Origin of the sequence: Bradyrhizobium sp. WYCCWR 12699 (genome assembly GCF_032144035.1) — a bacterium.
Taxonomy (GTDB): Bacteria; Pseudomonadota; Alphaproteobacteria; order Rhizobiales; family Xanthobacteraceae; genus Bradyrhizobium.
The window spans coordinates 608,674-629,039 of sequence record NZ_JAVTJN010000032.1 but is presented as its reverse complement, the minus strand read 5'-3'; the positions used below and the strand labels follow the sequence as shown (position 1 = coordinate 629,039).

Sequence of the window (20,366 nt, the reverse complement as noted above, 5' to 3'; positions counted from 1 at the left end):
GCGGCTCGGACCGGCAATGGCTGCGTCCGGCTATTTTCCGCCGCGCGCCGGCGACGAGAAGACACATTAGCCATCTGGCGAGCGCGCTTTGCATCGCGAAGCAAAATAGCCCGGCCTCCGCCATCCTCCGCTGCGCTTCGGCCCTCCGCTCTGCTCCGGGTTCTGGCCCGTTCCGCCTGCCGTCTGAGTGATCGCCACGAAGGCCGCGATGGTCGCGGCCGATCCGGCAAAGGATCGCCTCCATGACCGACCACGATGACATCGAACCACCGCACGACGCATCTCCGACCGAACACGTTCTTGCCGAATTGCAGCTCTTCGGTTACCGCCCCTTCGACGACCAGCCCGATCCACGGCCGCTTCCCGACGGCAGGATCATTACCGGTGCCGTCGTCGATATCTTCGATGCCCTGGTCGCGACGTTGAGCGACACGCGGCTCGAGCCGGACCTCGACGATCTGCTCTGGTCGACCGTCAACCTGTTCCACCGAGCCGTCGACCGCATCGGTCGCCAACTCGACGACAACGAACAGGCGCAACGGAAGAGTCAGCGCGAGCAGGACGGTTCCGAAGTTCGATCCGTCGAACTCGAACGCATCACGGCGGAAGGCACCACGTTGATCGAGCGACGCAACTGCCTGGAGCTCTTCCGTGACCAAGCCATCGAACGCTTCGAGACTCACACCGGCACATTATGGCGCCCCCGATCGGGATCGCTGGTGAACCACCGCACCCTGACCGCGGCGATGATCGACTCCCGCGACTTCATCGCAGCCAAGCGCCGCGCCGAGACCGAGATCCTGCTGCCCTCAGGGCCAAAGATCGCGCTCACCGGAGGGCTCGACTTCAACGACCACCACCTCATCTGGGATCGTCTCGACAAGGTTCATGCCAAGCATCCCGACATGGTCCTGCTGCATGGCGGCTCCCCGAGGGGGGCCGAACTGATCGCCTCGAAATGGGCGAGCAACCGCAAAGTGGCCCAGATCGCCTTCAAGCCCGACTGGACGAGGCACGCCAAGGCAGCACCGTTCAAGCGCAACGATGCCATGCTCGAACTCCTGCCGATCGGCGTCATGCACTTCCCGGGCACGGGCATCCAGGACAACCTCGCCGACAAGGCGAAACGGCTCGGCATCCCGGTCTGGATGTTCGGCGGCGCATGAGCGCCGTCTGCTCAACTGAAGTCTTTGAGGCGAAATTGCTCCCGCCGCAACTCCGCCTCGTTTCAGTCTCATATCCAGAGTTGCGCCGTGGTGGTGGTGGAAGGCGCGACTGGTAGATCTATGCACATGGAGCCACCACCATGCTCGCTATTGGGCTTGTTCTCAACACACTCGGCATCGGTCTGTTCTGCTGGGCGATCATTGCGCTTGCCGTGTATGCCCTGCCGTTTTTTGTCGCACTCATTATCGGGATGATGACGTTTCACAGCGACGCCGGCCTCATTGGCGCCATGCTTATCGCGACGGCCGGCGGTGCGCTGACGCTGGTCCTCGGCCAGGTCGCCTTTGCTGTTACTCGGTCCTCGGCCTTGCGCATCGCGATCGCAACAGCATTCGCTGTTCCCGCCGCCGTCGCCGGCTATCATGTGGTGTTCGCCGTGTCCAATATCGGGGTGCCCTCGCTGGCTTGGCGTGAAGTCTTCGCTTCCTTGGGCGCGGTTTGCGTTGGCGGCACGGCGATGACGCGCTTGGTGGTTTTGGCGAAGACCCGCCCGTTCGAGCCCGATGTGGTGGTGGAGAAACCGTCCTAGCCAATTCTTACGGCCGCATGGCCCCAGGGGCGATCGCTTACCGCTGCCATGTCGAATAGCTTCGTTTCGCGTAGATCGGCGCGGTGAACGGGATGATCGAACTTGAGCGCGGAGATCTCGTCCTGCTCGGAATTCATCGATCAAGCTGCCGACATTCGGTCTGGCCCACGCAGCCGCGGCAGAACGATCTTATCTCGATCCGTTCTTGGGAGACGATACCGCCTTTTGCAGGAGATTGTTTCTCTTTCCCCGCTGAATCGTTCACGCCTCTTGTTCATCAAAACCGAGATAGCCACGCTTCTCCAGATATCGTGGTTCAGCACGCGGACGCACGTGGCCTCGTTGATGGCTTGATCTGGCCGAAGACCGGCTTCGCCTCGATCGTCTGAGCCGCAACGCCGTTGATGCGACTTTCTTCCCCTGGGCTTCGCCCATTCCTCGCGAGGCAAGAAAGTCGCCACAACGACGTCCTCCGCTGCGCTCCGGCCCGAGCGGGTGCGTCGCCGATCGTCCTCGGCCCTAGATCGCCATCGAGGCCGCGGTGGTCGCGGGCTCGAAACACAACAGGAGAAGTGACATGGCTAACATCGGTTCTTTCAAGAAGGTCGGTAACGAATTCCAGGGCGAGATCGTCACCCTGAGCCTGAAGGCCAAGGGCGTCCGCATCGTCGCCGAGACCAACCGCTCCAATGACAACGCCCCCAGCCACCGCATCTATGTGGGCCGGGCGGAGATCGGCGCAGCCTGGTCGAAGCGTTCCGAGGAAGGCCGCGACTACCTCTCGCTCAAGCTCGACGATCCTTCCTTCAACGCGCCGATCTACGCGAACCTGTTCGACGACGAAGGCGGTGAAGGCTACACCCTGCTCTGGTCGCGGCCGCGCAAGACCGGCGAGTAGGCCACTTCATCAAGCCCCGTCCGGTCTGCCGGGCGGGGCTTCCCATCCTTCCAGGCGTCAGTGAGCGCGAACCGGCCGCCGGATCGAGCGGGTCGGCTCAATCACTCGGCCTGCCCCCGAGTCCTTTTCTTGGTGCTTGTGGGCGGGCGAGTGAGCAGGTCGGCGGCCTCGACACCCAGGCTGCGAGCGAGCCGATCGACAACGTCGATACCCGCCGCATAAACGCTTCGCTCGAGTGCGCTGATATAAGTGCGGTCAATTTCAGCACGATGAGCCAATTCCTCCTGTGACAAACCACGGGCCTGCCGGAGCTTCCGCAAATTGATTGCAAGTATCTCGCGTATATCCATACGCGAGAGGGCATGTCCTTGAAGAGTATTTCACCACGGAGTATTTTCGACAAAACGCGATCCGGACGGCTTCCGCGACAATTTTGGCGCTTCTGCTCCTTCCTGCCCGCGTGTTAGAAATTGTCTAAACTAAGGCGTGGAGTCTTATGAGGAAGCCGCCGCTCGACCCAGGCGTCGCCGACGCTGCGCCTGCAGATCAAATTCTCACTGCCTACGATGAGCAGCATGTCGTGACCTACATGCGCCTTCTGCAGGCCGAAAGCCAAGGGGCTGACTGGATGGAAGTCGCTCGAGTGGTGCTGCATATCGATCCGGTGCGGGAGCCGGACCGTGCGCGAAGCGCATATCAGAGTCATCTCGCGCGCGCCAAATGGGTGACCGAGCAGGGACGCCTCTTGCGCGGCACCGGCTCAAAATAGAAGAAAACCGCCGGCCGGCGACTTGCAGGCAGAACTATTTTCTTTTGCTGATCGGTGGTCATTCCGGTGCACCACGTGGTGCCAAACTAGGGGCTTCCTACAACCGCCTCGTTCATACCTATTGCGGCGCAATCGTTGTTAGCAGCGTGCAATGGGGCGGAAGCAATGCCTGAATTCGACTGGCGGTCGCCGGAATCCTACAAGAGCCTACAAGACGCCGAAATCACCGACATCGCCTGGGAATGTCTCCGCCGCAACGCCGGTTACCGGCGTGAGTACGAGGTGATGATTGCCAACAGCCCGAACGGCGAAGTGACTGACGAATTCAGGAGGAGGTGGGGCCTCTGCTTTCGCCCATGACCCGCGGCGGTCGTTCGATGAGCAGACGATCTTTTGGGCGCCTGAGGTTCTAGCGGCGGTCGTTCCGGTCAAGGTTGCCTCGGCCGCCGATCGCAGTTCAGCGCCTCAACCGCTGCTTGACCTTGCAGCAGGCCAGATGCGCCGCGCCGCCGACGGCTGGCACGCCGTGCTGCGCATCGGTGCAGTGGATCACCGTGTCTGGTCCAAGGATCCACCGGTGCTTGGCGCGTCATATGCAGCCGAACTGCCATTTGACGGCGATTTCGGCGCGCGTGCGTATGCAGCCCGCCGGCTGTGGCGCGCGATGAATGGACGCGCACCAGGTCCTGCCTTTCACCAACTATCTAAACAGCGGCGCGAACGCTTGAGCGCCGCGATCCGTGCGCTTGATGCTCGCAGCGCCGGCGGAAGCTATCGCGTTATCGCCGAAGCGCTCTTCGGCAAAAAGCGAATCCCCGACCGTGCCTGGAAGACCCATGATCTGCGCAATCGAACAATCCGCTTGGTGCAAGGCGGCCTTGCGTTGATGCGCGGTGGTTACCGCAAACTTCTGCGGTCCGGGCGCAGGGACGAATAGCCCTTCCGGTTGGGGGGTATCGAAAGCGGCCCCCTCCATATTCGGCATCCCCCTCCGAGATCTTGCTTCTCCATGATGACCGCACACACGCCGGCCTAGCCAGGCGTAGTGCGATGTCCTCCTGGAGTCCTCAAATGCCCGATCCGATGGCCGGTCTACCACCGCGATTCCTGCGTACACCTGAGGCCGCGCGCTATCTTGGCCTGTCCGGTCGCACGCTCGAGAAGCACCGCACGTACGGTACTGGACCGACGTATCGGAAGATCGGCGGACGTGTTGTCTACGCCGTCGATGACCTGAAAGCGTGGGCTGACCGCGGCGCCAAGACGTCGACGTCCGATCCCGGGAAGGGGACGGTACTGCCGGCCAAGAAGCAGCCCGCGCTGCGCCCGTATGCGGGCCAGGAACGTCGCTGATTGCCGCGTGAGAGTAGTGACCATGCGGCGCAAACACCATTCGGAGCGCGACCAGCTTGAGCTCTTTCGGGCGTTGCCCGGCGATCTTGCGCCGCGCGACGCGCAGGATCTGATGGCGTATCCGTTCTTCTCCCTCGCAAAGACTAAGCGGATCGTGCCGATCGACTTCCGTGCCGGTGCGATCGCAATTCGTGTCGAAGCCGTGCCGGAACACGGCATGGCGACGATCTGGGATGCAGACGTTCTGATCTGGGCCGCGTCCCAGATTGTCGAAGCCCGTGATGCCGGCCTGAAGACGTCGCGCCTGATGGCTGCAACGCCGTATGAAATTCTGACGTTCGTCGGCCGCGGCACCGGCGCACGCGACTATGATCGGCTGAAGGCGGGTCTCGACAGACTTCAGTCAACGACCGTGCTGACGTCGATCCGTCAGCCGGCAGAGCGGCGACGGCATCGCTTCTCCTGGATCAACGAGTGGAAAGAGACGGCCGATGCAAATGGCCGCCCATTTGGGATCGAGCTGATCCTGCCGGATTGGTTCTACGCTGGCGTCATCGATGACGCGCTCGTGCTGACGATTGATCGCGCCTATTTCGAGCTGACGGGCGGACTTGAGAGGTGGCTTTATCGTCTTGTGCGCAAGCACGGCGGACGCCAGGACGGCGGCTGGAGTTTTGATCTGGTGCACCTCCATGCCAAGTCCGGCATCCTCTCGCCCCTCAAGCACTTTGCTTACGACGTGCGCCAGATCGTCCAGCGCCAGACATTGCCCGGTTATCAGCTCGTGCTCACGCGCGACCCTGATGGCACCGAGCGACTGAACTTTGCACCCACGCCTGTTGATCCCTTAACGGCCCGCTTGCGCCGGCGCGGTCTCATTCCAAATTCGGAGGACAACCTGTGAATCAGCTCGTGCTATCGGGGACCGCAACCCTCGTGCTATCGGGGACCCGATCCTCGTGCTATCGGGGACCGGAATCGAGCTTAAGAGCTTGTTTCTCCGCGCTTTCCAGCCGCTCTAACTTTACTAACCGGAAATCCTTCGGATTTCTTCTAACGGAGCAGGCCGAAAGCGGCGTCGATGGCGCTCGGCAACGGCAGTCCGACAGGCCAGCCTGCCTTTGCAGGCGATACACACTCTCGACCGAGCCCCAAGCTCACGGCTGCCAGCCCCAGCGTCCGGGAGCCGCCGCATGAGCGATCTCACGGAAGTGGAAGTGTTGTGGCTCGAGAAGCGCATCGAAAACCGCATTCGGTTCGGTCGCATTGTCGGGGAACGGAAGCTTGATCGCCATCGGCGTGTCCTGTCATTCGCGCCAGGCAGCATCTTTGCCTTCGTCCGGTGGACCTCCAACGACTTTGGCACGATCATTTCGCGCATCGACATCTTGCGCGCGGTCGCACTGGGACAGCGCTGCTCGACCGTTCCTTATGTGACGCCCGGCGGTGAGATTCTGCTGCGCCTGTCCGGCTGGCCGAAGGTCGAGCGCGTGCTGCAGATGATCGATGCCGTTGAGGCGCTCGGCGTCGATCCGGCTGATGTCGCTCCCGACCATTGGCATCACGTTCACAACCGTCTGTCCGTTAATGAAAACCCGCGCCCGTATACGAAAGCGCGCCATCAGGCCTGGCTCCATCGCCAAAGGGTGATGCGATGACGGGCCGCCTACCGATGCTGGCCGTGACGATTGGGGTCGCTGCTGCGCTCATCGCGACGATCGTCCTGGAGCCGATTCCGCTATACATCTGGAACGCATCCGCGAGCGTGCCGATCGGTCTCTACCGCCTCCGACCGGCGGACCAATTCCAAGTTACTGAATTGGTCGCCGTGCAGCCGCCGGAGCCGCTCGCGACCTTCCTCGATTTGAACGGCTATTTGCCCATTGGCGTGCCCATGCTGAAGCGCGTGCTCGCCCTTCCGGGGCAGAGTGTTTGCAGAACCGGCCTCACGATTTCGGTCGACGAGGTCGCGGTGGGCGAGGCGAAGGACCGCGACGGACGCGGCCGGCCGCTGCCGAAATGGCAGGGCTGCCGCGTCGTCGGCGACGGCGATCTGTTTCTGATGAACTGGCAGTCGGACGACTCTCTTGATGGCCGGTATTTTGGATTTCTTCCGGCATCCAGCGTGATCGGCCGTGCGATGCCGGTGTGGACGTGGGAGGGGTGATCGTGCGTATTCGACGTGTTCTCCTCGCCATGCCCTTGTTCGATCGATTGCGGGATCATTCCTCCGTCTCGATCGATGTCTGCAAGGCTGGCGCGAGCCCGACCGCGTGCTTGGGTCGGTTGGGCACGCGCGTTTGTGCAGTCGTGCCCGTGATGCTTCTTCTGACCGCGTTCGACGGTGCTGCTTTGGCCCAGAGCGGATCAACCGCCCAGCCGGCGATCAGTCAGACCGCTCACTCATTTGCCGGCTTCATCAATGAAGCCGCACAACGCTTTGCGATTGCGCCGAACTGGATCCGATCAGTCCAACGCATCGAGAGTGCTGGTGACGTGCACGCCAGATCGCCAAAAGGCGCAATGGGCCTGATGCAAATCATGCCAGCGACTTGGGCGGAACTTCGTGTGCGCTACAATCTCGGGAACGACCCCTACGACCCGCACGACAACATTCTGGCCGGTACGGCGTACTTGCGCGAACTGCTCGATCGGTATGGCTCGCCTGGCGTGTTTGCGGCGTACAATGCGGGACCATCTCGCTATGAAGAGCATCTTGCGGGCGGCTCTCTGCCAGACGAGACGCGAGCATACGTCGCAAAGCTTGCAAATCTGCTTGCCGTCGAACTGCCGCCGAGGTGGACGTCCGGCGGACAGTCATCAGCAGCTGCGACGCTATTCGTCACGCGATCCGATCTCATGAAGACGCGTGATCGGTTGTTGGCGCTCATGCCGTCTAGCGGTGTCACGACCGCGTTCTCGGCGCCCGATGTTTCGCCCATGGTCCCCCGGCCAATTGGCATGTTCGTCCCTCGATCGGATTCGGGAGTATCGCGATGACCAGGTGTGCGGGTTCGCAAGCTGATGGTGTATGGGCGATGCCTTCGGCCCGCGCTCTACTCGTCGCTTCGCTCCTCACCGAGCCACCCTTCGGGTGTCTCGGCCCTTCGGGTAACGATCGCTATCGCAAGCGCTCGGAAGCAGTGGGGGCTTCGCGAGTTGGCGGCCAGGTCGCGGTGGCTCTTTCGGGAACCGGCGACCCGGAGACCACGACGGCAGGACGGCGAGATAAAAGGGGCTCGCCGCTCGAACCGCAAGCCATTGACATGGCTTGGGTTCCGGCGTGCCGGTCGGTCGGGGCGCGTGCCGCGCCTTGGATTTTTAAGAATGAGATCAACTACATTTTCGGCACTCTACGCGTTTTGGCGTCCTTCGAGGCGCAGTCATGACCACGGGCGACAGCGATCTGCGTATCCGGCCCGGGCGCATCCGCAGTACCCGCGCGCCGAAGCCGAAAAGCTTCATCAATCAGGTGCTACGCGCGGCGAAGAAAACCGGACACACCTCGGGTCAGACCCCGGCCGGCAGGCGTTCCGCGGCCCATGGGCGTTCGACGTTTGGCCGCGGGCGCCTCGCCTTTAGCCGGGCGAGATTGTTCAGCCCGACGCGGCGCGTTGTGGTGAAGGCGCGCGTGGTTCGCCACAAAGGACGAGCCTTCCGCTCAGCGCCGCTGACGGCCCATCTCTCGTATCTGAAGCGCGATGGCGTGACCCGGAGTGGTGAGCGGGCCGAGATGTTTGATGCCCGCGGCGACGGCGCCGATAGCGCGGCGTTTGCCGAACGCTGCAAGGACGACCGTCACCATTTCAGGTTCATTGTCTCGCCGGAGGACGCCGGCGATATGACCGACCTGAAGGCCTTCACCCGCGACCTCGCCAAGCAGATGGAAGCCGACTTTGGCACGCGACTGGATTGGGTGGCTGTCGATCATTGGAATACCGACAATCCTCACGTCCATCTTCTCGTTCGGGGGGTCGACGAAGAGGGCGCTGATCTCGTGATCTCCCGCGACTACATCAGCCGGGGCCTGCGTTCACGCGCCGAGGAATTGGTCGCGATCGAACTGGGTCCAAAACCGGAGCACGAGATCCGCAATTCGCTGGAGAGGGAAGTCTCGGCGGAACGATGGACGCGGCTCGACCGGGAGGTCCGACTGGCGGCGGAAGAGACCGGGTATATCGATCTTCGACCCAAGAATCCCGGCAGCGCGGATCCTGAGATCCGCCGCCTGATGGTTGGCCGTCTTCAGCACCTCGAGAAGATGGGCCTTGCCGCATCCGCCGCACCAGGGGAGTGGATGGTCGGACTCGAGGCCGAGCGCAGCTTGCGCGACCTCGGCATGCGCGGCGACATCATCAAGACCATGCACCGCGCCTTTACCGAGCGCGGGGAAGCGCGCGGCGTCGCCGACTTCGTCATCGAGGGTGGACAGCCGACGTCTCAGCTTATGGGACGACTGGTCGAGCGTGGATTGCATGACGAACTGACTGGCGAGGCCTACGCCCTGATCGACGGGACCGACGGACGCGCGCACCACGTGCGCTTTCGAGGTATCGAGGCCTTCGAACATGCTCCGCCCGTTGGGGGAATCGTCGAAGTCCGACGCTTCGGTCAAGCCGGCGATCCACGGCCGACCGTGGTGCTCGCCATCCGCTCCGATCTCGATCTTGCCGAGCAGGTCACCGCAAAAGGCGCGACCTGGCTTGACCACAGGCTGGTCGAACGCGACTCCATGCCGCTTGCCATGGGCGGATTCGGCCGAGAGACGCGCCAAGCCATGGAAGCCCGTACCGAGCATCTGATCCGGGAGGGCCTAGCGCGGCGGCAGGGCCAACGCATCATCTTGCAGCGCAACCTCCTGAACACGTTGCGCCAGCTTGAACTGGACCAGGTGGCCGCAAAAGTCTCGGCCGACACCAGCCTCCCTTACGTGAAGTCCGAATCCGGGGAGCATGTGGCGGGGACATATCGCCAGCGTCTGACGCTCGCCTCGGGACGCTTCGCCATGATCGACAATGGGCTCGGCTTCCAACTCGTGCCCTGGTCGCGCGAACTCGAAAGGAGGCTCGGCCAACACGTCACCGGCGTCGTGAAGGACGGCGGTGGAATCGAATGGGGCTTTGGTCGCAAGCGCGACCTCGGTCTCTAACAATCGCACCAATCCAGCTGCGGAAGGGCGTTCGGGATGTCCGGAACCAAAATCCTTTGGGGGCAGGTGATCGTGGTCGGCCTGATCGTTTTGCTGGCCATCTGGGGAGCAACCGAGTGGACGGCCTGGCGGCTCGCCTGGCAACCGGAGCTTGGGCGGCCCTGGTTCGAACTGTTGGGCTTCAAGGTCTATTACCCGCCCGTCTTCTTCTGGTGGTGGTTCGTCTACGACGCCTATGCGCCACGGGTCTTTGTCGAAGGAGCCTTCATTGCGGCGTCGGGGACCTTCGTTTCGATCGCGGTGGCGATCGGCATGTCGGTTTGGCGGGCGCGCGAAGCCAAGAATGTCGCGACCTATGGGTCGGCGCGCTGGGCTGGTGCGGACGAGGTTCGAGCGGCGGGACTTCTCGGTCCGGATGGTGTGGTGCTCGGCAAGCTCGACCGCGACTACCTTCGCCACGACGGGCCGGAGCACGTGTTGTGTTTTGCACCCACCCGATCCGGCAAGGGTGTCGGTCTTGTCGTCCCCTCGCTCCTGGCTTGGCCCGGCTCGGCCATCGTTCACGACATCAAGGGCGAGAATTGGCAACTGACCGCGGGCTTCCGCTCGCGACACGGCCGCGTCCTGTTGTTCGATCCCACCAACCCAAAGTCCTCAGCCTACAATCCGCTGCTCGAGGTCCGGCGCGGGGAATGGGAGGTTCGCGACGTCCAGAACGTGGCCGACGTCCTGGTCGACCCCGAAGGCTCCCTCGACAAGCGGAACCACTGGGAGAAGACCAGTCATTCGCTCCTGGTCGGCGCCATACTCCACGTTCTCTATGCCGAGGCGGACAAGACCTTGGCCGGCGTCGCCGCCTTCCTGTCCGATCCGAAGCAGCCGATCGAGACCACGCTGAGGGCGATGATGACTACACCGCACCTTGGCGAGCAGGGCGCCCATCCCGTCGTCGCCTCGACCGCGCGCGAACTCCTCAACAAATCCGAAAACGAACGCTCCGGCGTCCTATCCACCGCGATGTCGTTCCTCGGGCTCTACCGCGATCCCGTCGTGGCCCAGGTGACCTGTCGCTGCGACTGGCGGATTGCCGATCTGATCGCAGATGGTCGCCCGACGACGCTTTACCTCGTGGTGCCGCCGTCGGATATTTCTCGGACCAAGCCGCTGATCCGTCTGGTGCTGAACCAGATCGGCCGGCGCCTGACCGAGGATCTACACGCCCGCGACCGTCGGCATCGAGTGCTAATGATGCTCGACGAGTTCCCGGCGCTGGGGCGGCTGGATTTCTTCGAGTCTGCGCTCGCCTTCATGGCGGGGTACGGCATCAAGAGCTTCTTGATCGCGCAGTCGCTCAACCAGATCGAGAAGGCCTACGGGCCTAACAACGCCATCCTCGACAACTGTCACGTCCGCGTCAGCTTCGCGACCAACGACGAGCGGACCGCCAAGCGGGTATCGGACGCGCTCGGGACCGCGACCGAGATGCGGGCCATGAAAAACTATGCCGGCCATAGATTGAACCCGTGGTTGGGGCACTTGATGGTCTCGCGGCAGGAGACGGCCAGACCTCTCTTGACCCCGGGCGAGGTCATGCAGCTTCCACCGATGGACGAGATCGTCATGGTGGCGGGTACGCCGCCGATCCGGGCGAAGAAAGTTCGCTACTACGAGGATAGGCGGTTCACCGAGCGGGTTCTGCCGCCGCCAAATCCGGCGAGCGCCGGCCGATCATCGAGAACGGACGGTTGGTCAGCGCTAGGACCATTGAAGCCGACGGCGGGTCCAACTGACAAAGCCGCGGAGGTCGAGGAAGACACGGCGAACAGCGGACTCCGTCGCGAGCCCGAACTCCCCGATCACGTCGCGATCGCCAAGGAGACGACCGAACCGACGCCGGCAGAAGAATTTGCCGCCGTTCTTGACGATGACGAGGATGGGGTCCGCCAGTCCCGGCTCATACGCCAGCAGATGCGCGGCGTTGCGCGTCAGGTCGCCATGGACCCGAATGACGGTATGGAGCTCTGAGGCATTATGCGCGACCGGATGAACGTCTACTTCCCGCCAGAACTGCTGAAACAGATCTCAGAGCTCGCCGATCGCAAAAGACTTTCTCGGTCGGCGATCGTGGAAGCGGCAGTTGTTTCGTTTCTGTCCCCGGATGGAGCGGACAGGCGAGAAGCGGCGTTTACCCGGCGCCTCGATCGGCTGTCGCGCCAGATGCAGCGGCTGGAACGCGACGTGGGCTTGACGGCCGAAAGCTTGGCGCTCTTCATCCGCTTTTGGCTGACGATCACGCCGCCGCTACCCAACGACGCACAGGCTGCCGCGCAGGCAAAGGGCAGGGATCGTTTTGAAGGATTTGTCGAAGCACTCGGGCGCCGTTTGCAAAAGGGGCAAAGCTTTCTCCGGGAGATTCCAGAAGACATCGGTCGTCAGGAACCGGCCGAAGAAACTTGAGAGAGCCACGTAGACAGACCATTTCGCGGATCCTTCTTATTCTACGCCACCCTACGACCGCAGGGATTTACCCGAACTGACGAAAAGCTGGTCGCGCTATCGGCTCGCACGAGCTGACAGCAAGAGGGCCAGCATGCAAATTTCCGGGACATGGCGTCTCATCTCGCGCGTTTTTCTCCCGTTTGCTGCTGGATACTATCTTTCGTATCTGTATCGAACGATCAACGCTTTGATCGCCAGTCATCTCAGCTCGGATACCGCGCTCGGGACTGCCGACCTCGGGTTGCTTACGTCAGTCTATTTCCTGATATTCGCGGCGGCTCAGATCCCTGTCGGTATATTGTTGGATCGCTTTGGTCCGCGTCGCGTCCAGAGTGTTCTGCTCTTGCTAGCCGCAGCGGGCGCCGGACTCTTCGCGATATCGACCGGTTTCCTGTCGCTTTTGATCGCGCGTGCAATGATCGGGCTTGGCGTGGCGGCGGCGTTGACCGCAGGACTGAAGTCGATCGTCCTTTGGTTCCCCAGAGAACGAGTTGCCTTGCTTAACGGCTACATGATCATGCTGGGATCGCTAGGAGCGGTGACCGCTACGGTTCCCGTAGAATACCTACTCGCTTGGATGAGCTGGCGGCAGCTCTTTGAGATCCTAGCGGCGGCGACCGGCGCGACGGCCATTTTCATCTATGTCGTGGTTCCCGAGCGGGGCATTGTCCCATCAGCAGCCTGCGCCACTCTTAGCTCCGTTTTCAGCGATCGGCGCTTCTGGCGAATGGCCCCGTTGTCGGCGACTTGCGTCGGATCAGCCTGGTCTCTGCAGGGGCTGTGGGCATCACCGTGGCTGATCGACGTGGAGAGGCTTGATCGCACAAGTCTCGTCAGACAGCTGTTTACAATGTCCGTCGTACTAAGCGGCGGTGCCTGGTTGTTCGGTATGGCCGTCCATTACATCAAACGCAAAGGAATCGGAGCGGAGGCTATATTAGTGGTGGTTGCAGTGCTGTTCATCGCAGCCGATTCAGCCTTGATCTTGCGAGCGCCCCTGCCGTCCATCCTGCCCTGGTCGGTTGTCGCAATTGCCGGAACGGCAACCGTGGTCAGCTTCGCGGTAATAGCGGATTACTTTCCGCCGGAGCTTGCTGGTCGTGCCAACGGCGTCTTGAACGTCCTGCACTTTGGTTGGGCATTTCTGGCACAATACGCGACAGGCCTGATCCTGGAGCAATGGCACACGATCGATGGCCATAGGTCCGTCCAGGCCTATCAGGTCGCGTTCGGCCTCAACGTAGCGCTGCAGATCGCAGCCTTGGTCTGGTTCGCGCTGCCTTGGCGTAGAGTCTGCGCTTCATGGATGAGTTTAACTTCCCGCTCCACGCCAGCCTCTGTTTCCAATGGTGTCAAGTCGGTCGGCTTGTACGAGAATTCGCCCATCCTGATACCCGCGGACGACGGCGCGGAGTGGTGAGCGATAGCTCTTAGCGGACTGGTACGATTGAGCAGGAGTCCAATATCAGTTCTCAGTCTTCCTTTTTCTACGCCAGTCTACGATCACCGAAAGCGCTTGTTGCGCCAACTCCATAGGTGCTTTTTCTAATCATCCCATCTGAGGGCCCTTTGCGGACGCTCTCACTGGGTGGGGACGACGGTGCCAAGCCATTCCATTCAATCGGAAGCGAATTCGCGCGGCGCGCGCATGCTTCGTAGTGCGCTTGGCACAGCGATTGCCGGCTACCTCGAAGATGAAGCGATCATCGAGGTGATGCTCAATCCGGATGGGCGGTTGTGGATCGACAGGCTGTCGAGTGGCTTGATCGACACAGGCAAAACTCTCTCCGCAGCGGATGGCGAGCGCATTGTTCGCCTGGTAGCGCACCACGTAGGTGCGGAGGTGCATGCCGGGGCGCCACGGGTTTCGGCAGAACTGCCTGGAACTGGTGAGCGCTTCGAAGGCCTTTTGCCTCCGGTCGTTGCCGCCCCGGCCTTTGCTATCCGCAAGCCAGCGGTCGCGGTGTTTACCCTCGACGATTACGTCGCCAAGGAAATCATGACCTCGGAGCAGGCCGAGATCCTGAAGAGCGCGGTCGCCGCACGGAAGAACATCCTCGTCGCCGGGGGAACGTCGACCGGCAAGACGACTCTGACAAATGCGCTCCTGGCCGAAGTGGCAAAGACTGCCGATCGGGTCGTGCTGATCGAAGATACGCGCGAACTGCAGTGCACAGCGCCCAACCTTGTCGCTTTGCGTACCAACGATGGCGTGGCGACGCTATCGGACCTCGTTCGCTCCTCGCTGCGACTGCGTCCTGACCGTATTCCGGTCGGCGAGGTCCGCGGTGCCGAAGCCCTCGATCTGCTCAAGGCCTGGGGTACCGGGCATCCCGGTGGCATCGGGACCATTCATGCTGGTACCGCGCTCGGTGCCCTGCGGCGGCTTGAGCAACTCATTCAGGAAGCCGTCATCACGGTTCCGCGTGCCCTGATCGCCGAGACCATCAACGTTATCGCCGTGCTGGCGGGGCGTGGCGCTGATCGTCGCCTCGTTGAGCTCGCGCTCGTCCGGGGGCTTGGAGCTGCCGGCGACTACAGCCTTTCAACAGCAGGAGACTGACATGCGTCAGCAAATTCGTTTTCTTCGAGGTGCATCGGTGGCCGCCTTCGGCACGGTGCTTTTGGCGGCGGCGCCGGCATGGGCCGCTGGTTCGAATATGCCATGGGAGCAGCCGCTCAATCAGATCCTGCAATCGGTTGAAGGTCCGGTTGCCAAGATCATCGCGGTCATCATCATCGTCGTGACCGGGCTCACGCTCGCGTTCGGGGATTCGTCGGGTGGTTTCCGCCGGCTGATCCAGATCGTGTTCGGCCTGTCGATCGCATTTGCCGCCTCGAGCTTCTTCCTATCGTTCTTCTCCTTCGGCGGCGGCGTGGTGGTTTGATGGATGAACCGGTCACAGGTTTTGTCGTGCCCGTTCACCGCGCACTCACTGAGCCGATTCTGATGGGCGGCGCGCCGCGGTCCGTCGCGATCGTGAACGGCACGCTTGCTGCGGCCCTTGGACTTGGATTGCGGCTCTGGATCGCGGGTCTCATCCTCTGGTTCATCGGCCACATGGCCGCCGTCTGGGCCGCCAAGCGCGATCCCGCATTTGTCGATGTCGTGCGCCGACATCTGCGCATTCCCAGCCACCTCAACACCTGAGCGCTCCGCCATGATGAACCTTGCCGAATATCGTCATTCCAACGCGCGTCTCGCCGACTTCCTGCCCTGGGCAGCTCTCGTCGACGAGGGAATCATCCTGAACAAGGATGGTTCTTTCCAACGGACAGCAAAGTTCCGGGGACCTGACCTCGACAGCGCGGTGCCGGCCGAACTCGTTGCCGTCGCCGGTCGTCTGAACAACGCCTTGCGCCGCCTCGGATCCGGCTGGGCCGTGTTCGTTGAGGCGCAGCGTCATTCTGCGGGCGCTTATCCTCCAAACACCTTTCCGGATGTCGCGTCTGCGCTGGTCGATGCCGAACGCAGAGCGCAATTCGAGGAGGCAGGTGCCCACTACGAGTCCAGTTATTTCCTGACCTTCCTCTATCTGCCGCCGGAGGAGGGAGCGGCTAAGGCGGAGCGATTGCTCTATGAAGGTCGCGACCGCACCGTTGGAGCAGATGCCCGGGAGGTGTTGCGCGGCTTTATCGATCAAACCAACCGCGTGCTGCAACTCGTCGAAGGGTTCATGCCGGATTGCGCCTGGCTCGATGATCAGGCCACGCTGACCTATCTGCACTCGACGATCTCGACTAAGCGTCACCGCGTTCGCGTGCCCGAAATTCCCATGTACATCGATGCGCTTTTGGCCGACCAGCCACTGACCGGCGGGCTTGAGCCGATGCTGGGTTCAGCGAACGTGCGGGTCTTGACGATTGTCGGCTTTCCGGGCGCGACGACCCCGGGGGTCCTGGACGACCTGAATCGCCTGGCATTCTCGTATCGTTGGTCGACGCGCGCAATCATGCTCGACAAGACCGATGCCACCAAGCTGCTGACCAAGATTCGGCGGCAGTGGTTCGCCAAGCGAAAATCCATTGGCGCCATTCTCAAGGAGGTCATGACCAACGAGGCGTCGACGCTGCTCGATACCGACGCCCACAACAAGGCGATCGACGCCGACGCGGCGTTGCAGGAACTGGGGTCGGATCAGATCGGACAAGCCTTTGTTACGGCCACCCTCACTGTGTGGGACCGAGATCCCAACGCTGCCGATGAAAAGCTGAGGCTGGTCGAGAAGGTCATTCAGGGCCGCGATTTCACCTGCATGATCGAGACGGTGAACGCTGTCGAAGCCTGGCTCGGTAGCCTGCCGGGACATGTCTATGCGAATGTGCGGCAGCCACCGGTCTCGACGCTCAACCTCGCCCATATGATTCCGATGTCAGCCGTGTGGGCCGGTGAGGCGAGGGATCTGCACTTCAAGGCGCCGGCACTCCTGTTTGGCAAGACTGAGGGATCGACGCCCTTCCGATTCTCTCTCCACGTCGGCGACGTCGGCCACACCCTCGTGGTGGGCCCGACCGGCGCCGGAAAATCCGTTTTGCTGGCTCTGATGGCGTTGCAATTCCGCCGTTATCCGAACTCTCAGGTCTTTGCGTTCGACTTCGGCGGTTCAATTCGGGCGGCTGCGCTCGCCATGGGTGGCGACTGGCATGATCTCGGCGGTGCATTGTCAGACGGGGACGAAAACCCCGTCGCCCTGCAGCCGCTGGCCTGGATTGAGGATCCTTCCGAGCGCGGATGGGCGACGGAATGGATCGGCGCGATCCTGGCACGGGAAAAGGTCGAGATCACCCCGGAGGTCAAGGATCATCTGTGGTCGGCACTGACATCTCTCGCTTCGGCGCCGAGGGAGGAGCGGACCCTGACGGGCTTGTCAGTCCTGCTCCAATCGAACTCTCTGAAACGCGCCTTGCAACCTTATTGCCTCGGCGGACCTTCCGGGCGCTTGCTCGACGCCGAATTCGAGCGCCTTGGCGAAGCCTCGGTCCAGGCGTTTGAGACCGAAGGTTTGATTGGAACGGGTGCTGCGCCGGCCGTGCTGTCGTACCTCTTCCATCGCATCGGGGGCCGTCTCGACGGCCGGCCTACACTCCTTATTGTCGATGAAGGTTGGCTTGCCCTCGATGACGAGGATTTTGCGGGGCAACTCCGGGAATGGCTGAAGACGCTTCGGAAGAAGAACGCGTCCGTCATCTTCGCCACACAGTCGCTTTCTGACATTGATGGCTCCGCGATAGCACCGGCGATCATCGAAAGCTGCCCGACGCGCCTGTTGCTGCCGAACGAACGGGCGATCGAACCGCAGATCACCGCCATCTACCGCCGCTTCGGACTCAACGATCGCCAGATCGAACTTCTGAGCCGGGCAACGCCAAAGCGCGACTACTATTGCCAGTCTCGTCGCGGCAACCGGATGTTCGAACTTGGCCTTGGTGAGGTTGCGCTCGCCTTCACCGCAGCCTCTTCCAAGACAGACCAGGCAGCCATCGCGCAGCTCCTTGCCGAACATGGACCTGACGGCTTCGTGCCCGCCTGGCTCCAGCACCGCGGCGTCGCCTGGGCCCTCGACCTGATCCCCAACCTCGTCAATCTGGAGAAATCGCAATGAGACCTCTTGGCCTATTGGCGACCACGGCCGCCTTCGCGCTGCTGCTTGGCGTCACGGTGCCTGCACGGGCGCTGATCGTCTTTGACCCCACCAACTACGTCCAGAATGTCCTGACGGCCGCGCGGGAGCTCCAGCAGGTTAATAATCAGATCACCTCGTTGCAGAACGAGGCACAGATGCTGATCAATCAGGCAAGGAATTTGGCAAGCCTGCCGTATTCATCGCTGCAGCAACTGCAATCATCGATCCAGCGGACCCAGCAATTGCTGGCCCAGGCCCAGCGGATCGCCTACGACGTTCAGCAGATTGATCATGCCTTCTCGACAAGTTACGCGCCAGCGACCAGCAGCCAATCGAACCAGTTGCTGATCTCCAACGCTCAGTCACGTTGGCAGAATTCCTATGCCGCAACGCAAGACGCGCTTCGCGTCCAGGCGGGCATTGTTGGCAACCTCGACACCAATCGCATCCAGACATCCGCGCTCGTAACGTCAAGCCAGGGTGCCAGCGGCGCGCTGCAGGCAACGCAGGCTGGCAATCAGATTCTCGCGCTGAACGCGCAGCAGCTCGCCGACCTCACCGCCGTCGTGACGGCGCAAGGTCGGGCGCAGAGCCTTGAAGCGGCTCAGCGCGCCTCGGCCCAGGATCAGGGACGAGAACAGCTTCGTCGGTTCCTGACTCCGGGACAGGGCTATCAGTCATCCAACGTACAGATGTTCCACTGATGACGGACATAAGGGCATTCAAGGCGTTGTCGCTGCTTACGACAATCGGCGTGTTGGTCGTCACTGCCTGCACGATTCAGCTTCGCGGTGGTGACGAGCAGCCCGCGCTGCCGAAGGCCGCGCAGACGACAGATGCAACCAGCTCTGACCTCGCACGCTGCCGCAGCGTCACTGCGGAGGAAACGGCAGGTTATCAGCATTGCAGGCAGGTCTGGGCCGAAAACCGGCGACGCTTCTTGGCCAAGAAATCTGGTGCCGCGGTTCGTGGCCAAGAAGAACCCGCCGCTGCGTTGGCGCCGGCCCCAAAGGATCAGAGCCGGATCCCGCAGGGATATCTGCTACCGGCGACACCTGAGGCGAGCAAGCCATGACGGGTACGGGGATTATCGACCAATTCCTGGAAACGTTCACGCGATATATCGACAACGGCTTCGGCCTGCTCGGTAGCGACGTCGGCTATCTCGCAACGACCCTTGCCGCGATCGACATCACGCTTGCTGCGTTGTTCTGGAGTTGGGGGCCGGACGAAGACATCGTCGCGCGCCTCGTCAAGAAGACGCTCTTTGTAGGCGTCTTTGCCTATCTAATCGGTAATTGGAACAGTCTGGCACGCATCGTTTTCGAGAGCTTTGCCGGCCTTGGGCTAAAAGCATCAGGCGCAAGTCTCTCCGCGTCGGACTTCCTTCGGCCGGGAAAGATCGCTCAAGTCGGACTTGACGCTGGCCGACCGCTGCTCGATTCGATCTCCAATCTGATGGGCTACATCAGTTTCTTCGAGAATTTCGTCCAGATCGTCGTTCTCCTGTTTGCCTGGATCGTGGTGCTGCTCGCCTTCTTCATTCTGGCGATCCAACTCTTCGTCACCCTGATCGAGTTCAAACTCACGACGCTGGCCGGCTTCGTGCTCATTCCCTTTGGGTTGTTTGGCAAGACAGCCTTCGCGGCAGAGCGGGTCTTGGGCAACGTCATCTCTTCAGGGATCAAGGTCTTGGTCCTGGCCGCCATCGTCGGCATCGGCTCGACTTTGTTCTCGCAGTTCACCGCTGGCTTTGGTGGCAATCAGCCGACCATAGAAGACGCGATGACCCTGGTCCTTGCGGCGCTCTCCTTGCTTGGCCTGGGCATCTTCGGTCCTGGAATCGCCAACGGCCTGGTGTCGGGTGGGCCTCAGCTCGGTGCCGGTGCCGCGGTTGGAACAGGCCTTGCTGCCGGTGGCATTGTTGCGGCGGGCGCGGGTCTTGCCGCCGGCGGTGTTGGTCTCGCTGGCGGCGCGATTGCGGGCGCCGCGCGCGGTGGTGGCGCTGTCATAAGGGGAGCGTCAGCCGCCTATCGAAGCGGCGGCCTTGCTGGCGTCGCTGAGGCGGGCAGCTCGGCTGCCATGAGTCCATTGCGTCGTGCAGCGGCTGCCTTCGGGGGCGAGCAAGCTGGCGAGCAGGCCGCAAGCGCTTCGGCCGAAGGGCTGCCCGATTGGGCGCGCCGCATGAAGCGCGCCGAGACTATTCGGCATGGTGCCTCGGCTGCTGGTCACGTCCGCTCGGGCGATCATGGTGGCAGCGGCTCCTCCGTCGATTTGTCCGAAGGAGAGCGCTGAGACGCATCACCGCACTTTCGCCA

Annotated in this window: 24 protein-coding genes; 23 read left to right on the top strand and 1 reads right to left on the bottom strand. The window is 62.1% G+C overall.

The features are described from left to right. Positions 1-242 precede the first annotated feature (242 nt). The 4 genes from RPS27_RS17840 (at position 243) to RPS27_RS17825 (ending at position 2,654) form a co-directional block, all read left to right on the top strand. Complete coding sequence (locus RPS27_RS17840) at positions 243-1,166, top strand: DUF2493 domain-containing protein (RefSeq protein ID WP_006018712.1); 924 nt, start codon at positions 243-245, stop codon at positions 1,164-1,166. 140 nt (positions 1,167-1,306) lie between these two features. Beyond that, entirely contained in the window at positions 1,307-1,756 is a 450-nt protein-coding gene (locus RPS27_RS17835; protein WP_006018713.1) for a hypothetical protein, read from the top strand. A gap of 92 nt (positions 1,757-1,848) precedes the next feature. Beyond that, positions 1,849-2,145 carry a hypothetical protein gene (locus RPS27_RS17830; protein ID WP_080654815.1) on the top strand — a complete coding sequence of 99 codons (297 nt, stop codon included), beginning with the start codon at positions 1,849-1,851 and terminating at the stop codon, positions 2,143-2,145. A gap of 188 nt (positions 2,146-2,333) precedes the next feature. Beyond that, on the top strand, positions 2,334-2,654 hold the full coding sequence (locus tag RPS27_RS17825) for a DUF736 domain-containing protein (protein ID WP_006018714.1): 321 nt from the start codon (positions 2,334-2,336) through the stop codon (positions 2,652-2,654). Between the two features lie 101 nt (positions 2,655-2,755). Here the strand turns inward: RPS27_RS17825 and RPS27_RS17820 are convergent, their stop codons facing one another. After that, complete coding sequence (locus RPS27_RS17820; protein WP_024337241.1) at positions 2,756-3,004, bottom strand: helix-turn-helix domain-containing protein; 249 nt, start codon at positions 3,002-3,004, stop codon at positions 2,756-2,758. 146 nt (positions 3,005-3,150) lie between these two features. On the opposite strand from RPS27_RS17820, the gene RPS27_RS17815 reads away from it, so the two are divergent. From RPS27_RS17815 to trbL, 19 genes are all read left to right on the top strand, one after another. Continuing rightward, the gene (locus tag RPS27_RS17815) at positions 3,151-3,423 is read left to right on the top strand and encodes a hypothetical protein (protein WP_006018715.1); all 273 of its coding nucleotides are present in this window, start codon (positions 3,151-3,153) and stop codon (positions 3,421-3,423) included. A 165-nt stretch (positions 3,424-3,588) separates the two neighbouring features. Then, positions 3,589-3,783: a transcriptional regulator domain-containing protein gene (locus RPS27_RS17810; protein ID WP_006018716.1), complete on the top strand. Its 195-nt coding sequence runs from the start codon at positions 3,589-3,591 to the stop codon at positions 3,781-3,783. Between the two features lie 136 nt (positions 3,784-3,919). Beyond that, positions 3,920-4,360 (top strand): DUF2285 domain-containing protein, encoded by a 441-nt coding sequence (locus RPS27_RS17805; protein WP_024337242.1) that lies wholly within the window; start codon positions 3,920-3,922, stop codon positions 4,358-4,360. 134 nt (positions 4,361-4,494) lie between these two features. Then, positions 4,495-4,776, top strand: coding sequence for a helix-turn-helix transcriptional regulator (locus tag RPS27_RS17800; RefSeq protein WP_006018718.1), 282 nt, complete (start codon positions 4,495-4,497; stop codon positions 4,774-4,776). Positions 4,777-4,798: 22 nt separating this feature from the next. Further along, on the top strand, positions 4,799-5,680 hold the full coding sequence (locus RPS27_RS17795; protein WP_006018719.1) for a replication initiator protein A: 882 nt from the start codon (positions 4,799-4,801) through the stop codon (positions 5,678-5,680). A gap of 289 nt (positions 5,681-5,969) precedes the next feature. Beyond that, the gene (locus RPS27_RS17790; RefSeq protein ID WP_006018720.1) at positions 5,970-6,434 is read left to right on the top strand and encodes a DUF2840 domain-containing protein; all 465 of its coding nucleotides are present in this window, start codon (positions 5,970-5,972) and stop codon (positions 6,432-6,434) included. Continuing rightward, complete coding sequence (locus RPS27_RS17785; protein WP_006018721.1) at positions 6,431-6,943, top strand: S26 family signal peptidase; 513 nt, start codon at positions 6,431-6,433, stop codon at positions 6,941-6,943. The genes RPS27_RS17790 and RPS27_RS17785 overlap by 4 nt, the downstream gene beginning before the upstream one ends. A gap of 2 nt (positions 6,944-6,945) precedes the next feature. Continuing rightward, positions 6,946-7,776, top strand: a complete 831-nt coding sequence (locus tag RPS27_RS17780) for a lytic transglycosylase domain-containing protein (RefSeq protein WP_006018722.1) — start codon at positions 6,946-6,948, stop codon at positions 7,774-7,776. 385 nt (positions 7,777-8,161) lie between these two features. Continuing rightward, positions 8,162-9,925, top strand: a complete 1,764-nt coding sequence (locus RPS27_RS17775; protein WP_006018724.1) for a relaxase/mobilization nuclease domain-containing protein — start codon at positions 8,162-8,164, stop codon at positions 9,923-9,925. A 36-nt stretch (positions 9,926-9,961) separates the two neighbouring features. Beyond that, entirely contained in the window at positions 9,962-11,950 is a 1,989-nt protein-coding gene (locus RPS27_RS17770; protein WP_006018725.1) for a conjugal transfer protein TraG, read from the top strand. Between the two features lie 6 nt (positions 11,951-11,956). Further along, complete coding sequence (locus RPS27_RS17765; RefSeq protein ID WP_006018726.1) at positions 11,957-12,382, top strand: CopG family transcriptional regulator; 426 nt, start codon at positions 11,957-11,959, stop codon at positions 12,380-12,382. Between the two features lie 133 nt (positions 12,383-12,515). Beyond that, positions 12,516-13,844, top strand: a complete 1,329-nt coding sequence (locus RPS27_RS17760) for an MFS transporter (protein WP_006018727.1) — start codon at positions 12,516-12,518, stop codon at positions 13,842-13,844. A 228-nt stretch (positions 13,845-14,072) separates the two neighbouring features. Then, on the top strand, positions 14,073-14,987 hold the full coding sequence (gene trbB, locus RPS27_RS17755) for a P-type conjugative transfer ATPase TrbB (protein WP_006018728.1): 915 nt from the start codon (positions 14,073-14,075) through the stop codon (positions 14,985-14,987). A 1-nt stretch (position 14,988) separates the two neighbouring features. Continuing rightward, a complete protein-coding gene (locus RPS27_RS17750; protein WP_006018729.1) occupies positions 14,989-15,312 on the top strand; it encodes a TrbC/VirB2 family protein in 324 nt (107 codons plus the stop codon). Further along, positions 15,312-15,575 carry a VirB3 family type IV secretion system protein gene (locus tag RPS27_RS17745; protein WP_006018730.1) on the top strand — a complete coding sequence of 88 codons (264 nt, stop codon included), beginning with the start codon at positions 15,312-15,314 and terminating at the stop codon, positions 15,573-15,575. Before RPS27_RS17750 ends, RPS27_RS17745 begins: the two co-directional genes overlap by 1 nt. Positions 15,576-15,585: 10 nt before the next feature. Then, a complete protein-coding gene (trbE, locus tag RPS27_RS17740) occupies positions 15,586-18,027 on the top strand; it encodes a conjugal transfer protein TrbE (protein ID WP_006018731.1) in 2,442 nt (813 codons plus the stop codon). Continuing rightward, entirely contained in the window at positions 18,024-18,752 is a 729-nt protein-coding gene (trbJ, locus tag RPS27_RS17735) for a P-type conjugative transfer protein TrbJ (RefSeq protein WP_006018732.1), read from the top strand. Before trbE ends, trbJ begins: the two co-directional genes overlap by 4 nt. Then, positions 18,752-19,123, top strand: a complete 372-nt coding sequence (gene trbK-alt / locus RPS27_RS17730; protein ID WP_006018733.1) for a putative entry exclusion protein TrbK-alt — start codon at positions 18,752-18,754, stop codon at positions 19,121-19,123. The genes trbJ and trbK-alt overlap by 1 nt, the downstream gene beginning before the upstream one ends. Continuing rightward, entirely contained in the window at positions 19,120-20,343 is a 1,224-nt protein-coding gene (gene trbL / locus RPS27_RS17725; protein ID WP_006018734.1) for a P-type conjugative transfer protein TrbL, read from the top strand. Before trbK-alt ends, trbL begins: the two co-directional genes overlap by 4 nt. Positions 20,344-20,366: the final 23 nt, after the last annotated feature.

What these genes read in the sequence shown, in the direction of transcription:
- RPS27_RS17840 (WP_006018712.1), top strand. Translation starts at nt 243, where the DNA reads ATGACCGACCACGATGACATCGAACCACCGCACGACGCATCTCCGACC.
- RPS27_RS17835 (WP_006018713.1), top strand. Translation starts at nt 1,307, where the DNA reads ATGCTCGCTATTGGGCTTGTTCTCAACACACTCGGCATCGGTCTGTTC.
- RPS27_RS17830 (WP_080654815.1), top strand. Translation starts at nt 1,849, where the DNA reads ATGATCGAACTTGAGCGCGGAGATCTCGTCCTGCTCGGAATTCATCGA.
- RPS27_RS17825 (WP_006018714.1), top strand. Translation starts at nt 2,334, where the DNA reads ATGGCTAACATCGGTTCTTTCAAGAAGGTCGGTAACGAATTCCAGGGC.
- RPS27_RS17820 (WP_024337241.1), bottom strand. Translation starts at nt 3,004, where the DNA reads ATGGATATACGCGAGATACTTGCAATCAATTTGCGGAAGCTCCGGCAG.
- RPS27_RS17815 (WP_006018715.1), top strand. Translation starts at nt 3,151, where the DNA reads ATGAGGAAGCCGCCGCTCGACCCAGGCGTCGCCGACGCTGCGCCTGCA.
- RPS27_RS17810 (WP_006018716.1), top strand. Translation starts at nt 3,589, where the DNA reads ATGCCTGAATTCGACTGGCGGTCGCCGGAATCCTACAAGAGCCTACAA.
- RPS27_RS17805 (WP_024337242.1), top strand. Translation starts at nt 3,920, where the DNA reads ATGCGCCGCGCCGCCGACGGCTGGCACGCCGTGCTGCGCATCGGTGCA.
- RPS27_RS17800 (WP_006018718.1), top strand. Translation starts at nt 4,495, where the DNA reads ATGCCCGATCCGATGGCCGGTCTACCACCGCGATTCCTGCGTACACCT.
- RPS27_RS17795 (WP_006018719.1), top strand. Translation starts at nt 4,799, where the DNA reads ATGCGGCGCAAACACCATTCGGAGCGCGACCAGCTTGAGCTCTTTCGG.
- RPS27_RS17790 (WP_006018720.1), top strand. Translation starts at nt 5,970, where the DNA reads ATGAGCGATCTCACGGAAGTGGAAGTGTTGTGGCTCGAGAAGCGCATC.
- RPS27_RS17785 (WP_006018721.1), top strand. Translation starts at nt 6,431, where the DNA reads ATGACGGGCCGCCTACCGATGCTGGCCGTGACGATTGGGGTCGCTGCT.
- RPS27_RS17775 (WP_006018724.1), top strand. Translation starts at nt 8,162, where the DNA reads ATGACCACGGGCGACAGCGATCTGCGTATCCGGCCCGGGCGCATCCGC.
- RPS27_RS17770 (WP_006018725.1), top strand. Translation starts at nt 9,962, where the DNA reads ATGTCCGGAACCAAAATCCTTTGGGGGCAGGTGATCGTGGTCGGCCTG.
- RPS27_RS17765 (WP_006018726.1), top strand. Translation starts at nt 11,957, where the DNA reads ATGCGCGACCGGATGAACGTCTACTTCCCGCCAGAACTGCTGAAACAG.
- RPS27_RS17760 (WP_006018727.1), top strand. Translation starts at nt 12,516, where the DNA reads ATGCAAATTTCCGGGACATGGCGTCTCATCTCGCGCGTTTTTCTCCCG.
- trbB (WP_006018728.1), top strand. Translation starts at nt 14,073, where the DNA reads ATGCTTCGTAGTGCGCTTGGCACAGCGATTGCCGGCTACCTCGAAGAT.
- RPS27_RS17750 (WP_006018729.1), top strand. Translation starts at nt 14,989, where the DNA reads ATGCGTCAGCAAATTCGTTTTCTTCGAGGTGCATCGGTGGCCGCCTTC.
- RPS27_RS17745 (WP_006018730.1), top strand. Translation starts at nt 15,312, where the DNA reads ATGGATGAACCGGTCACAGGTTTTGTCGTGCCCGTTCACCGCGCACTC.
- trbE (WP_006018731.1), top strand. Translation starts at nt 15,586, where the DNA reads ATGATGAACCTTGCCGAATATCGTCATTCCAACGCGCGTCTCGCCGAC.
- trbJ (WP_006018732.1), top strand. Translation starts at nt 18,024, where the DNA reads ATGAGACCTCTTGGCCTATTGGCGACCACGGCCGCCTTCGCGCTGCTG.
- trbK-alt (WP_006018733.1), top strand. Translation starts at nt 18,752, where the DNA reads ATGACGGACATAAGGGCATTCAAGGCGTTGTCGCTGCTTACGACAATC.
- trbL (WP_006018734.1), top strand. Translation starts at nt 19,120, where the DNA reads ATGACGGGTACGGGGATTATCGACCAATTCCTGGAAACGTTCACGCGA.